The sequence below is a fragment of the Actinoplanes sp. NPDC026670 genome, from assembly GCF_040638175.1.
Taxonomy (GTDB): domain Bacteria; phylum Actinomycetota; class Actinomycetes; order Mycobacteriales; family Micromonosporaceae; genus Actinoplanes.
This window is the reverse complement of record NZ_JBEZXU010000009.1, coordinates 198,413-211,869: the sequence shown is the minus strand read 5'-3', so window position 1 is coordinate 211,869 and position 13,457 is coordinate 198,413. Positions and strand designations below refer to the sequence as shown.

Below are 13,457 nucleotides of genomic sequence, written 5' to 3'. Positions count from 1 at the left end.
GACAGGCTGGCGTCGACCTGGCAGGCTGCACGCCATGACCTTGCACCTCCGGTGGGCGGCCGTCACCGACCAAGGACACGTCCGGAGCAACAACGAGGACGGTCACTTCGCCGGTGACTCGCTTCTCGTCGTCGCGGACGGCATGGGCGGCATGGCCGCCGGCGATCTGGCCAGCCGGATCGCCATCGAAGCCATGGTCTCGCTCGACACGCCGATCACCACCGAGCACCAGATGGACGCGCTGCACCGGGCGCTCGAACTCGCCAACGGGCGGATCGCCGAGCAGGTGGCCCTCGACCCCACGCTGGCGGGCATGGGGACCACCCTGACGGCGGTGCTCTTCAACGGCGAGCGGGCGGCCATGGCCCACGTCGGCGACTCCCGGGCCTACCTGCTCCGCGACGGCCGGCTCAACCAGCTCACCAAGGACGACACGTACGTCCAGATGCTCGTCGACCAGGGCCTGATCAAGCCGGAGGAAGCGGCCGCCCACCCACGCCGGGCCGTCGTCACCCGGGTGCTCCAGGGCGAGCCGGTCACCCCGGCCTACGTCATCGTCGAGCCCCAACTGGGTGACCGCTGGCTGCTGTGCAGCGACGGGCTGACCGGCGTCGTGCCCGACCCGGTCCTCGAGGAGGAGCTGCGCACCATCGCGGATCCGAAGTCCTGCGCGGAGAGGCTCATCGATCTCGCCCTGCGCGGCGGCGGGCCCGACAACATCACGGTGATCGTCGCCGACGTGACCGCGGGGGACTGAGCGGGTATTTTACTCCGGCCGCGACGTCTCGCGGCCCGGACTCTGGTGGTGATCACGACGGCGCGACTGCTCGGCACGCTGGCGTTCACCCTGGGTGTGGTCGCCTTCGGCGAACTCGTCCTCGGCACGCCCCGCCTCTACACCGACACTGCGCAACTGGTCGCCGGACTCGTCGCGGCCACCGTCTGCCTGGCCGTCGGCCGTGACCGGGCCGGCATCCCGCGCCGCTGGCGGCTGCTCTCCGCCGGTGGGCTCGTCGTCTGGTCCCTCAACCGGGTCTGGTGGGTCGTCCAGGATCTGGCCGGCGCCGACCAGCCCCCGCACGCGCTCACCTGGGCCGGGTTGTTCGTCCTGCCGGTCTGCATGCTGGTCGGGCTGCTCGGCGCTGTGCACACCAGGCCCCGGCCGGTGCCCACCTCGCCGCTGCGCGACCAGTTCGCGCTGGTCATCGACAGTCTGCTGATCACCGGATCGGTGCTGGCCCTCTTCTGGTCGGTGCTGCCCGGTTCGCCCGCCCTCCGCGGCCTCGATGTCGTCTACCTGGTCTACCTGATCGCCGACCTGGTCCTGTTCACCATGGTGGTGCTGCTGCTCACCACCCGGCCCGACTCCCCGGCCGGACGGCGTCCGCTGCGGCTGGTCGGATCGGCGCTGCTCGCCTTCGGCGTCGCCGACACCGTCCGGCTCCTCGGCGGCGGCCCGACCTGGCTGGAAGGGCTCGGGCATCTGCTCGGGCCGGCGTTCATCGCGATGGCGGCGCTCAGCCCCAACCGGGTGCCGGCGCCACAGCCCGACCCCGAAGTCCTGGAACGCGACTGGTTCCGGCTCCTGCTGCCGTACGGGCCGGTCGTCGTCACCGGGGTGGTGCTGGTCGTGCGTACCGTCGCCGAAGGCTCGCTCAGCCCGTTCGAGGCGTACCTCGGCTGGCTCGGCCTCGCCCTCGTCGTCACCCGCCAGATGATCACCATCGTCGACAACACGGTCCTCTTCGACCGGGTCGCCACCGCCCAGCGCCGCCTGCGCCACCAGGCCTACCACGACCCGCTGACCGGGCTCGCCAACCGGGCGCTCTTCCGGGAACGGCTCGTCCTCGCCATCGACGCCCACCAGAAACGCGGCACGCCGGTGGCCGTGCTCTTCGCCGATCTCGACGACTTCAAGCTGATCAACGACACGTTCGGGCACGCCATCGGCGACCGTGTCCTGCAGGCCATCGGGGAGCGGATGCGGGCCGGGGTCCGGGCCGGCGACCTGGTCGCCCGCCTCGGCGGCGACGAGTTCGCCATCGTCCTCGACCAGGGCGGCGTCGCGGTTCCCGCGCCGCGCCGCCGGTCGCCCTGGCGTCGCCGCGGGGACGGCATGCTGCGGCAGCGGCGCTACGTCCTCTCCGCCGCGGGGGTACGGGTCTCCGAGGCGGCCTTCGCCGGTGGCGCCGCGGTGTCGCCCTCGTGGGATGCCTCGCCCGTGCCTGCTTCCGTGGACTCCCCGGCGCCCGGTTCCGGCTCCCCCCTCCCGGGCGACGCGGCCACTGACTTCGACGCCGCCTGGGAGGCCGAGGCCGAGACCATCGGTCAGCGGGTGCTGGCGACCCTCCGCGAGCCGTACCTCATCGACGGCCGCTCGGTCGGTGTCGGCGTCAGCATCGGCCTGGTCACCGCCGAGCCGGGCGACAAGCTCACCGCCGACCTGCTGCTGCGCCGCGCCGACGCCGCCATGTACGCGGTGAAACGCCGCGGCAAGGGCGAACTGATCCGCTACACCGGCCCCAAGGACTCCGGCCCGCACGCCGACCTGCCACAACTCCTCGCCGGCGCGCTGTCCGGCGGAAGCCCCGCAGCGGCCGGCTTCGACGTGCACTACCAGCCGATCGTGCGGCTCAGCGACGGCGCCACCGTCGCGGTCGAGGCCCTGGCCCGCTGGACCGACCCGGTGGCCGGCCCGGTCCACCCCGACGTGTTCGTCACGATGGCCGAGCGAACCGGCCTGGTCGCCGCGATCGACGACTTCGTGCTCGACCGGGCCTGCGCCGACGCCGCCCGGCTGGCCGAGCTCTACGGCCGCCCCATCGACGTGCACGTGAACGTCTCCGCCGGCCGTCTCGCCGGCCAGGGCGTGGAGGAGTCGGTCCGCGCCGCCCTCACCCGTCACCGTCTCGAACCGGCCCGGCTGATCATCGAGATCACCGAGACCCTGCGCATCCCCGATCTGCCCTGCGCCGCCTCCCTGGTCGAACGGCTCCGCGGCCTGGGCGTACGGGTCGCCCTCGACGACTTCGGCAGCGGGTACAACGCCCTCGCGCAGCTGCACGCCATCCCGGTCGACATCGTGAAGCTCGACTCCACCCTGACCGACGTCGACACATCCCCGGAACGAGCCGGCGCCCTGTGCCGCTCGGTGCTGGCCATCTGCGCCGAACTCGGCATCACCGTGGTGGCCGAGGGCCTGGAGACCGAGGAACGGGCCGGTGCGATGGCCGCGCTGGGCTGTCCGCAGGGCCAGGGCTACCTCTATGGCGCCCCGGCATCGCTCGCCCGTCTGCCGGGCCGGTCCGCGCCCTGAGCCTCGCCGGTTTCAGCGGGCCCGTGGGTTGGCACGCCGGGTCGGCTCGGCGGTGGTGGGGTCCTCCGGCCAGGGGTGCCGTGGATACCGGCCGCGCATCTCGGCGCGCACCTGCGGATAGCCCTGAACCCAGAACGAGCCCAGGTCGGCGGTGACCGCGACCGGCCGCCCCGCGGGGGAGAGCAGGTGCAGCAGCACCGGAACCCGCCCGTCGGCCAGACGTGGCGCCTCCTTCCAGCCGAACGCCTCCTGCACCTTCACCGCCAGCACCGGCGCCGCCGGATCGCGGTAGTCGATCCGGACCTGCGACCCGCTCGGCACCGGCAGCCGTTCCGGCGCCACGTCGTCCAGCCGGCCCGCCACCGACCAGGGCACCAGGCGTCGCAGACCACCGGCGACATCGGTTCGGGCCAGGTCCGCCCGCCGCCGGGCGGCGCCGAGATCGAGCCAGTCCTCCGGATTCGCCAGCAGCGCCTCGTCGGACATGTCCGGCCAGGGATCGCCGAGCGCCGCATGGGCGAAGGCGAGCCGTCGCCGCAGGTCCTCGGCGTTGCGGCTCCACGTCAGCAGGCCGAGCCCTTCCTGTCGCAGGCCGGTGACCAGCGCCGCCCGGAGCAGCGCCGGGTCGGGATCGGCGAGACGGGTGGAGGCCAGGATGATCGCTCCGAGCCGGCGGACCCGCCGGGCCACCACGTCACCGTCGATCCACCCGATCTCGGTGGCCTCGGACACCATCGGGGCGGCCACCTCCAGGGCGGTCTCCTCGTCCAGCGGCGCGGCGCTGCGGACCCGGGCCACCCGTGCCCCGGCCGGTCGGTCCGCGCCCGCCACGGCCAGCCACGACGTCCCGGTCAGCGGGCTGCCGGCGGGCAGCTCGGCTGCGGTGCCGCCGGCCATCAGGTAGGACCGGCCGCCCGGCTCCCGCACCCGGGCGACCCGCTCCGGGTAGGCCAGTCCCACGATCAGCCCGGCCGCGGCGTCGTCACTGAGCCGCGCCGCCTCGTCCGGTCGTGGGGTGGGAACGCGGCTCAGGGCACGGGTCAGGCGGCGGGTCTCGGCGCGCCGGGCGGGATCGTCACGGCCGGCCCGCAGAACCGTGACCACGTCACCGTTCGTGGTGCGGTCGTCGTCGAGGACGGCGACCAGCTCAGCGGCCCGGGCCGCGCCGAGGACGGCGGCGCCGTCGATCAGGGCGCGGCCCAGCCGGGGGTGCAGACCGGCGGCGGCCAGGGCCCGCCCGCGTGCGGTGACCCGGCCGCCGGTGTCGACCGCGCCCAGGTCGTGCAGGGTGGCGACGGCGGCTCGCAGCGCACCGGCGGGCGGCGGATCGGGCAGGGCCAGGCCGTCCCCGTCCGGGTGCCCCCACAGCGCCAGATCCAGCGCGAACCCGGTCAGGTCGGCGGCGGCGATCTCCGGCTCGGGCTGGGCGGGCAGCCGGTCGTGCAGCGCCGCCGGCCAGCAGCGGTAGACCCGGCCGGGCGCCTCACGGCCGGCCCGCCCGGCCCGCTGCTCCGCGGACGAACGCGAGACCCCGACCGTGGCCAGAGCGCCCAGGCCGCGGGCGTGGTCCATCCGGGGCACCCGGCTGAGCCCGGCGTCGACCACCGCCCGGACCCCCGGAACCGTCAGGCTGCTCTCGGCGACCGCCGTGGCCAGCACGACCCGGCGGCGCGGGCCGGCCCGCAGCGCCGCATCCTGCGCGGCGCCGGCCAACCGGCCGTGCAGGGACACGACGTCGGCGTCCAGACCGCCGAGCCGACCGGCGACGGTGGCGATCTCGCCGGCGCCGGGCAGGAACACCAGCACGTCACCGTCACCCTCGGCGAGGGCCCGCCGGGTCGTGGCGGCCACGTGGTCGAGCAGGCGCGGGTCGACGCGGAGCCCGTGCGGCGGCGTGATCGGGCCGGCCGGCGGCGCCCAGATCACCTCGACCGGATGGTTGCGGGCGTGGGCGACGACGATCGGGGCGGGCCGTCCCGGCTCACCGAGGACCGCGGCCAGCCGCTCGGCGTCGGCGGTCGCCGAGGTGGCCAGAACCCGCAGATCGGGCCGCAGCGCCGCGCGCACCTCGACTAGGAAGGCCAGGGCCAGGTCGGAGTCGAGGTGCCGCTCGTGACACTCGTCCAGGATCACCGTGGTGACGCCGGCCAGCTCCGGGTCGGCCTGCAACCGGCGGACCAGCAGACCTGTCGTGACGACCTCGACGACGGTGTCGCCGGAGACCTGACGCTCGCCCCGGACCGCGAAACCGACCCGCTGCCCGGCCTGCTCGCCGAGCAGCGTGGCCATCCGGCGGGCCGCGGCCCGGGTGGCGACCCGGCGCGGCTCGGCCACGATCACCCGGCCGCCCGGCCCGGCCAGCGCGAGCGGAACCAGCGTGGTCTTGCCGGTGCCGGGCGGGGCGACCAGGACGGCGGCGCCGGCGCCGTCCAGGGTGGCGGCCACCTCGGGCAGCACGGGACGGACCGGTAGATCGGGCAGGGACCCGGCGGGGATGAGCACGCGCCCAGTCTGGCCCATCCCGCCGGGGCCCTTCGCGGTTGTCCACACCAGCGTCCTGTGGATGACTGCGGCGTCTGGAAACAACAAGATCACCGGCAGATAACGGTGAGGTCGCGGCGGGTTCCCGGCGGTTGTCCACCGGACCGCGCCGGAAACGCCGGTATCCGCTGCTGAGAGCGTTGTCCACAGCCCTGGCCGGACGGCGAGATTTCCGGCCCGTTTTCGTGGCAGGGTGGCGCTTGTTAATTCTTCCGTCCCGTCCGTGCGTGTCACGGTTCCGGGCTGCTTGACTGATCGACATCGACGAGGGGGTGACCGATGGGTGCGCTGGAGTCCTTCAATGCTCTGCCCGCGGAGCGTCTGGAGGCCGAGTTGCTCGCCTGCTGCGCGGCGCCCGCCTGGGGCTCGGCCGTCGCCGCCAAGCGGCCGTTCGCCGACCGTGCCGGGATTCTCGCTGCGGCCGACACCGCGAGCCGTGCGCTGAGCTGGCCGGAGGTGCTGGCGGGGCTGTCCGCGCACCCGCGGATCGGCGAGCGGGCCGCCGGTGACTCCAAGGAGGCCGCCTGGTCGCGGGCCGAGCAGTCGGCGGCCGCGCAGAGCGCCGACGACACGACGCGGGCCGAGCTGATCGCGGCCAACCGGGAGTATGAGGAGCGGTTCGGCCACGTCTTCCTGATCTTCGCGAGCGGCCGGTCACAGGCCGAGATCCTGGCTGCGGCCCGCGCGCGGCTCGGCAACGACGAGGCCGCCGAGCAGGCGATCGTGACGGATGAGCTGCGCAAGATCGCGCGGCTCCGGCTGGAGCGGGTGCTCGATGCCCTCTGACGGTGTGACCGCGGCCAACCACGCCCGCATCTCGACGCACATCCTGGACACGGTGACCGGCGACCCGGCGAAAGACGTCTACGTCCGGCTGGAACGCCGCGACTCGGACGGCTGGAGCACCGTCGCCGAGGGCCGCACCGACGACGACGGCCGCCTGCGCTACGAGGTGCCGCTGCACGCGTGGCAGGCCGGCGGTTATCGCCTGTTCTTCTACGTGGAGCCCTATCTGGGTGGGGACTGCTTCTTCCCGGAGATCACGGTCGCCTTCCACGTCCACGACCCGGATCGCCACTATCACGTGCCGTTGCTGCTCAGCCGGTACGGCTACACCACCTACCGAGGGAGCTGACACCGTTGGGGATCGTGCTCGGACCGAACCGCTACGGCAAGGCGGAGACCCGTCTGGTGCGGGTGCACCGTGACGGCGACTCGCACGGCCTGGTGGATTTCAACGTCAGCGTCGCGCTCTCCGGCGACCTGACCGCGACCCACCTGACCGGTGACAACTCGGGTGTTCTGCCGACCGACACGATGAAGAACACGGTGTACGCGTTCGCCAAGGAGCACGGTGTCGGCGAGCCGGAGACGTTCGCCCTGCTCCTGGCCCGGCACTTCGTGAACTCCCAGCCGCAGGTGCACGCCGCGAAGGTGTCGGTCGAGTCGTTCGTGTGGGAGCGGCTGGGCCCGCATTCGTTCCGTAAACGGGGCGACCACGTGCGTACCACCGTGGTGAATGTGACGTCCGAGACCGTGCAGGTGGTCTCCGGGGTGACCGGCCTGGTGCTGCTGAACTCGACTGATTCGGAGTTCCACGGTTTCGTGGAGGACGGCTACACGACGCTGAAACCGGCGACCGACCGGATCCTGGCGACGGCGGTGGACGCGCGCTGGCGGCACTCCGGCGACGACACCGACTGGGCGGCCTCGCACGCCGGGGCGATGGAGGCGCTGGTGACGGCGTTCGTCGGCACCTACAGCTACTCGCTCCAGCAGACGCTCTACGCGATGGGCACGCGGGTGATCGAGGACCGGCCGGAGATCGCAGAGGTGCGGCTGGCCCTGCCGAACAAGCATCACTACCTGGCCGACCTGTCGCCGTTCGGCCTGGACAACCCGGGTGAGGTGTTCATCGCCGGCGACCGGCCGTACGGGCTGATCGAGGGCAGCGTGGCCCGTGCCGGCGCGCCCGCCGCGACCGCGGAGTGGTGGCTGTGATCATCATCGAGAACGCGCACGTCGCGACGGTCGACGCGGCCGGCACCGAGTACACCGACGGCCACGTCGTGGTCGGCGACGACGGCCGGATCGTCGCGGTCGGTCCGGGCCGCTCGGAGCTGGCCGGGGAGCGGCGCGACGGCGCCGGCTGCCTGGTCACGCCGGGCCTGGTGAATACGCACCATCACCTCTACCAGTGGGCGACCCGTGGCCTGGCGCTGGATGAGACGCTGTTCGGCTGGCTCACCACGCTCTACCCGATCTGGGGCCGGCTGGACGCCGGGATCGTGGGCGCGGCGGCCGGGGCCGGGCTGGGCTGGCTGGCGTTGTCCGGCTGCACCACGAGCATGGACCACCACTACGTGTTCCCCCGGGACGGCGGTGACGTGCTGGCCGCCGAGATCGAGGCGGCGCGGGCGATCGGCGTGCGGTTCCACCCGACCCGTGGCTCGATGGACCTGAGCCGCAAGGACGGCGGCCTGCCACCGGATCACGTGGTCGAGGACACCGACGAGGCGCTCGCGGCCACCGAGGCGGCGATCGACCGCTGGCACGACCCGTCGCCGGAGTCGATGTTGCAGATCGCGGTCGCGCCGTGTTCGCCGTTCTCGGTGACCACCCGCCTGATGGAGGAGGCGGCGGTCCTGGCCCGGCGCAAGGGGGTGCGGCTGCACACCCACCTCGCCGAGACCGACGACGAGGAGGAGTTCTGCCTCAAACAGTTCGGTTGCACCCCGGTGGAGTACGCGGAGCGGGTCGGCTGGCTCGGCGACGACGTCTGGCTGGCCCACGGCGTGCACTTCAGCGACTCGGCGATCGAGAAACTGGGCGCCACCCGGACCGGCATCGCGCACTGCCCGAGCTCGAACGCGCGTCTCGGCGCCGGCTCGGCCCGGGTGCGTGAGCTGCTGGACCACGGCGTGCCGGTGGGTCTCGGGGTGGACGGCGCGGCCTCGCAGGAGGTGTCGCACCTGGGTGCCGAGCTGCGGCAGGCGCTCTACACGGCACGGCAGCGGAAGGGCCCGGGGTCGTTCAACGCGCGGGAGGCGCTGCGGCTGGGCACCATCGGCGGGGCGCAGTGCCTGGGCCGGCAGGACGACATCGGCTCGCTGGAGCCGGGCAAGCTGGCCGACCTGGTGATGTGGCGGCTGGACGGCCTGGGCCACGAGGGCATCGACGACAAGGTCGCGGCGCTGGTCTTCGGCCCACCGGCCCGGGTCGATCTGGCTCTGGTCGGCGGCCGCCCGATCGTCGACCGCGGCGAGCTGGTGAACGCGGACGCCGACACGCTGACCGCTGAGGCGCGGCGGGCTCACCGCAGGCTGATGGCGACCTCCTGACGGTCGCGGGGAAGGACCATGAATAATGCTCGATTACGGTACGGGGGAGTAACCACACTGAGAGGAATCGTCAACGATGACCGAGATCCTGTCCGACGAGGCCGTGGCGTTCGTCGCCGACCTGAACCGGCGATTCCGGCCTCGCCGTAACGAGCTCCTCCAGGCGCGTGCCACGCGTCGCGCGGAGATCGCGGCCGGAGCCACGCTGGGCTTCCTGGCCGAGACCGCGGACATCCGCGCCGCCGAGTGGTCGGCTCCGCCCGCGCCGGCCGACCTGCGGGACCGGCGGGTCGAGATCACCGGCCCGACCGAGCGGAAGATGACGATCAACGCGCTCAACTCGGGCGCGAAGGTGTGGCTGGCCGACCTCGAGGACGCGAACACCCCGCACTGGTCGAACGTCGTCGACGGCCAGCAGAACCTGTTCGACGCGATCCGGCGCACGATCACGCTGGAGACGGAGAAGAAGACGTACGAGCTGAACGGCGGGCCGTACCCGACGATCGTGATGCGCCCGCGCGGCTGGCACCTCGACGAGCGGCACCTGCCGGTGGACGGCGAGCCGGCTGTCGGCGCGCTCGTCGACTTCGGGCTCTACTTCTTCCACAACGCCAAGGAGCTGCTGGAACGGGGGAGCGGCCCGTACTTCTACCTGCCGAAGATGGAGTCCCACAAAGAGGCCGCCCTCTGGAACGACGTCTTCACCCACGCGCAGGAGGCCCTGGGCATCCCGGTCGGCACCATCCGGGCCACCGTGCTGATCGAGACCATCCCGGCCGCGTTCGAGATGGAGGAGATTCTCTACAGCCTCCGGCCGCACCTTTCCGGGCTCAACGCCGGCCGCTGGGACTACCTGTTCAGCATCATCAAGTACTTCCGCGACAACCCGAACATGATCCTGCCGGACCGGGCCGCCGTCACGATGACCGCGCCGTTCATGCGGGCCTACACCGAGCTGCTGGTCTCCACCTGCCACAAGCGGGGCGCGTTCGCGATGGGCGGCATGGCCGCGTTCATCCCGAGCCGGCGTGACCAGGAGGTCAACAAGGTCGCGCTGACCAAGGTCCGGGAGGACAAGGAGCGCGAGGCCGGCGACGGCTTCGACGGCTCCTGGGTGGCCCACCCCGACCTGGTGCCGGTCTGCAAGGAGATCTTCGACCGGGTGCTCGGCGACAAGCCGAACCAGCTCGACAAGAAGCGGCCCGAGGTCGCCGTCGACGCCACCGACCTGCTCGACGTGGCCGGTGGCGGCGGCGCCGTCACCCGGGCCGGACTGCACAACAACGTCAACGTGGCCTTGCAGTACCTGGAAGCGTGGCTGCGCGGCAACGGCGCGGTCGCGATCCACAACCTGATGGAGGACGCCGCCACCGCGGAGATCTCCCGGTCCCAGGTCTGGCAGTGGATCCACAACGGAGTGAAGCTCGAGGACGGCACGCCGATCACCGCCGAACTGGTCGGGCAGATCGAGGACGAGGAGCTCGCGAAGATCCGCGAGACCGTCGGTGACGAGGCCTGGACCACGGGCCGTTACGACGACGCCCGCAAGCTGTTCGAGCGGGTCGCCCTGGCCGACGACTTCGCCGACTTCCTGACCAGCGCCGCCTACGACTCCATCGACTGATCACACCGATGCGGCCGGGCCCGACCCGCCCGGCCGCATCCCCGGCAGCGAAGAAGGGCCGCCCGTGCGCCTGAACGAGGACGACTACCAGGAGATCGACGCGAGCCTCGCCGCGCACGACGCCTTCCTCACGGCCCGCTACCCGGGCGAACGTCCGGGCCGCCAGCCGGTCCACACGGTCTACGTTCCGGCCGACCGGCTCGACGACTTCCGTGACTGGGGCGGCATCGCACTGACCACGATGGACCGGCACGACTTCCCCGGGGACGACCCGGCGGTCCGCGCCAAACTGGCCGCCGAGCCGATCGAGGACCTGCGCGTCGACTTCGAGGACGGCTACGGCGTCCGCGACGACGACCAGGAGGACGCCGCCGTCCGCAAGGCCGCCGCGATCCTCGCCGGCGGCCCACGACCACCGTTCCTCGGCCTCCGGATCAAATCCCTGGAGGCGGCCACCCGGCGCCGGTCGCTGCGCACCCTCGACCTGTTCCTCGACAACTACCAGGACCTTTTCACCATCACCCTGCCCAAGGTCAGCGGTTCCGCCCAGGTCTCCACCATGGTCACCCTCTGCGAGAAACTCGAGCGGTGGTACGGGCTGAGCGCCGGCGTCCTCACCTTCGAGATCCAGGTCGAGCTGCCGTCGGCGGTGCTCGCCGCCGACGGGACCGCAGCCGTCGCGCGACTGATCACCGCGGCCGCCGGCCGGTGCACGGGGCTGCATTACGGCACCTACGACTACAGTGCCGCCGCCGGGGTGGCCGCCGCCTACCAGTCGATGGAACACCCGGTCGCCGACTACGCGAAGGCGGTGATGCAGGCCGCGGCTGCCCAGACCGGGGTGCGCCTGTCCGACGGGTCCACCAACGTGCTCCCGGTCGGTGACACCGCCGATGTGCAGGCCGCCTGGCAACTGCACCGGCGACTGGTCCGCCGCTCCTTGGAACGGGGCTTCTACCAGGGCTGGGATCTGCATCCGGCCCAGTTGCCGACCAGGTATGCGGCGACCTACGAGTTCTTCCGGGACGGCCGGGACACCGCCGTCACCCGCCTGCGGCGGTACCTGGACCGGCAGGACAGCGGCATCGCCGACGAGCCGGCCACCGCCCGCGCGCTCGCCGGATATCTGCTGCGCGGCCTGGACTGCGGCGCGTTGACCGACGCCGGGTTCCCACGGGAGCAGCTGACCACCCTGGCGTGAGCCGAGCCCGAGTCGAGCAGTGTGGGAGGAACGGCGATGGGCTACCACACCGGATTCACCGGGCAGGTGGCGATTGTTCCGCCGCTGAATCCGTACGAGGTGGAATATCTCGACCGGTTCGCCGAGACCCGGCACGAATCGCGCGATGTGGGCCCGTATGCGGTGGACGGGAACGGGCTGGCGGCCGGCGCGATGTACAGCGGGAACGAGCCCGGACCGGAACACCCCGGATTCTGGTGCAAATGGGTGCCGGCGGCCGGCGGCGACGCGCTGATCTGGAATGGCGAGGAGAAGTTCCACCACGCCGAGATCTGGCTCGCGTATCTGGTGGAGACCTTTCTGGCGCCGGGCGCCGAGATCCGCGGCGCGACGTCCGGGAAATGGTTCCGGCCGGCCGTGTTCGACCACTTCACCTGTGATCACGTGCTCAACGGGGTGATCGGTGCGGAAGGCGACGAAGAGGACGATCGATGGCGGATCGAGGTGCGCGACAACGTCGTTCACGTGATCCGGATGGTGTCCTGGCCGGATCATGCGGAAATCGATCCGCGCCACCCCGGCGAATGGAGGAGCGAACAGCGGGCGGAATTCGCTGCGCGGACCCGGCGGAATCACGTTTTCACGGTCAGCGGCGCCGGTGAGATCCACGATCTGGGACCAGCCGCGGAGAACGGTTTCGAGCCGATCGGCGAGTGAGCCGCCGGTCTTTTCAGACCATCGAGAAGATCGGGACGATCAGCAGCGCCGCCAGGGTCAGCCAGGTCGCGAACTGCTCGTTGCCGCGGTTGCCTTCGCGGACGGCCTTGACGAGCAGGCCCGCCATCAGGCCGGCCAGGCCGGCGCCGGCGAGGATCGAGGAGGTGCCCGGTTCGCCGAACCACTCCGGCGCGAGGCTGATCAGCGAGGCCGGGTCGATGATCGCCAGGGTGGCGAAGGCGAGGACGGCGACGGCCAGTATCGCGACGGCGGCGCCGCGCAGGACGATGTTCGGTCCGGTGTTCATCGCGGGCTGCTCGTTCGTCACGACGGTTGCCTTCCGTGATGGTCCGTGTCGGGTGAGTCAGACCTTATCGGTAATGGCAAATCTGCTGTGGATCGAACCTTTTCCGCTTGTCGGGAGTACTACGGGGTGGGACCGCGCGCAACGCGAGGGAGTGTCGTTCAGTGGGCAAGATGGTTACTAAGAGTGACGCAGAGCATGTCTGTGAACGGCCGTCGTGGGAGTGCCGGGCATGCGGCGATCCGTGGCCGTGCAAGCCGGCGCGGGTGTCGCTGTCGGACGGCGCCGACCGGGTCATGCTGACCATGTACATGTGGGGGCATCTGGACCGGGCCATGACCGAACTGCCACCGGGGCCACCGGCGGAACTCTTCGACAGGTTCCTGCGCTGGACCGACGGGCAACTGGTACAGGCCTGACGCCGGGGCCGGCCC

12 protein-coding genes are annotated in these 13,457 nt (G+C 72.1%); 10 read left to right on the top strand and 2 right to left on the bottom strand.

Features of this window, described 5'->3' with window-relative positions; translation table 11 throughout:
• The first annotated feature begins 34 nt into the window (after nt 1–34).
• Together AB0E94_RS12120 and AB0E94_RS12115 are read left to right on the top strand one after the other, a co-directional pair.
• Nucleotides 35–757: a protein phosphatase 2C domain-containing protein gene (locus AB0E94_RS12120; RefSeq protein WP_360325472.1), complete on the top strand. Its 723-nt coding sequence runs from the start codon at nt 35–37 to the stop codon at nt 755–757.
• A 45-nt stretch (nt 758–802) separates the two neighbouring features.
• Nucleotides 803–3,316: an EAL domain-containing protein gene (locus AB0E94_RS12115; RefSeq protein ID WP_360325471.1), complete on the top strand. Its 2,514-nt coding sequence runs from the start codon at nt 803–805 to the stop codon at nt 3,314–3,316.
• Between the two features lie 12 nt (nt 3,317–3,328).
• Here the strand turns inward: AB0E94_RS12115 and hrpB are convergent, their stop codons facing one another.
• On the bottom strand, nt 3,329–5,836 hold the full coding sequence (gene hrpB / locus AB0E94_RS12110; protein WP_360325469.1) for an ATP-dependent helicase HrpB: 2,508 nt from the start codon (nt 5,834–5,836) through the stop codon (nt 3,329–3,331).
• A 300-nt stretch (nt 5,837–6,136) separates the two neighbouring features.
• Between hrpB and uraD the strand changes: the two genes are divergently transcribed.
• The 7 genes from uraD (at nt 6,137) to AB0E94_RS12075 (ending at nt 12,719) form a co-directional block, all read left to right on the top strand.
• The gene (uraD, locus tag AB0E94_RS12105) at nt 6,137–6,643 is read left to right on the top strand and encodes a 2-oxo-4-hydroxy-4-carboxy-5-ureidoimidazoline decarboxylase (protein WP_360325468.1); all 507 of its coding nucleotides are present in this window, start codon (nt 6,137–6,139) and stop codon (nt 6,641–6,643) included.
• Nucleotides 6,633–6,992 carry a hydroxyisourate hydrolase gene (gene uraH / locus AB0E94_RS12100; protein ID WP_360325467.1) on the top strand — a complete coding sequence of 120 codons (360 nt, stop codon included), beginning with the start codon at nt 6,633–6,635 and terminating at the stop codon, nt 6,990–6,992. Before uraD ends, uraH begins: the two co-directional genes overlap by 11 nt.
• 5 nt (nt 6,993–6,997) lie before the next feature.
• Entirely contained in the window at nt 6,998–7,858 is an 861-nt protein-coding gene (gene pucL / locus AB0E94_RS12095; RefSeq protein ID WP_360325465.1) for a factor-independent urate hydroxylase, read from the top strand.
• A complete protein-coding gene (locus AB0E94_RS12090; RefSeq protein WP_360325463.1) occupies nt 7,855–9,198 on the top strand; it encodes an 8-oxoguanine deaminase in 1,344 nt (447 codons plus the stop codon). Before pucL ends, AB0E94_RS12090 begins: the two co-directional genes overlap by 4 nt.
• A 76-nt stretch (nt 9,199–9,274) precedes the next feature.
• Complete coding sequence (gene aceB, locus AB0E94_RS12085) at nt 9,275–10,822, top strand: malate synthase A (RefSeq protein WP_360325462.1); 1,548 nt, start codon at nt 9,275–9,277, stop codon at nt 10,820–10,822.
• Between the two features lie 64 nt (nt 10,823–10,886).
• Nucleotides 10,887–12,023: an aldolase/citrate lyase family protein gene (locus AB0E94_RS12080; RefSeq protein WP_360325460.1), complete on the top strand. Its 1,137-nt coding sequence runs from the start codon at nt 10,887–10,889 to the stop codon at nt 12,021–12,023.
• 246 nt (nt 12,024–12,269) lie between these two features.
• The gene (locus AB0E94_RS12075; RefSeq protein WP_360325458.1) at nt 12,270–12,719 is read left to right on the top strand and encodes a hypothetical protein; all 450 of its coding nucleotides are present in this window, start codon (nt 12,270–12,272) and stop codon (nt 12,717–12,719) included.
• 13 nt (nt 12,720–12,732) lie between these two features.
• Here the strand turns inward: AB0E94_RS12075 and AB0E94_RS12070 are convergent, their stop codons facing one another.
• Nucleotides 12,733–13,047 (bottom strand): hypothetical protein, encoded by a 315-nt coding sequence (locus AB0E94_RS12070; RefSeq protein WP_360325457.1) that lies wholly within the window; start codon nt 13,045–13,047, stop codon nt 12,733–12,735.
• Nucleotides 13,048–13,289: 242 nt separating this feature from the next.
• Between AB0E94_RS12070 and AB0E94_RS12065 the strand changes: the two genes are divergently transcribed.
• Nucleotides 13,290–13,442: a hypothetical protein gene (locus tag AB0E94_RS12065; RefSeq protein WP_360325455.1), complete on the top strand. Its 153-nt coding sequence runs from the start codon at nt 13,290–13,292 to the stop codon at nt 13,440–13,442.
• The last annotated feature ends 15 nt before the right edge of the window (nt 13,443–13,457 follow it).

Excerpts from the sequence above, each read along its gene's own strand:
- uraH (WP_360325467.1), top strand. The coding sequence starts at position 6,633 with ATGCCCTCTGACGGTGTGACCGCGGCCAACCACGCCCGCATCTCGACG.
- AB0E94_RS12120 (WP_360325472.1), top strand. The coding sequence starts at position 35 with ATGACCTTGCACCTCCGGTGGGCGGCCGTCACCGACCAAGGACACGTC.
- aceB (WP_360325462.1), top strand. The coding sequence starts at position 9,275 with ATGACCGAGATCCTGTCCGACGAGGCCGTGGCGTTCGTCGCCGACCTG.
- uraD (WP_360325468.1), top strand. The coding sequence starts at position 6,137 with ATGGGTGCGCTGGAGTCCTTCAATGCTCTGCCCGCGGAGCGTCTGGAG.
- hrpB (WP_360325469.1), bottom strand. The coding sequence starts at position 5,836 with ATGGGCCAGACTGGGCGCGTGCTCATCCCCGCCGGGTCCCTGCCCGAT.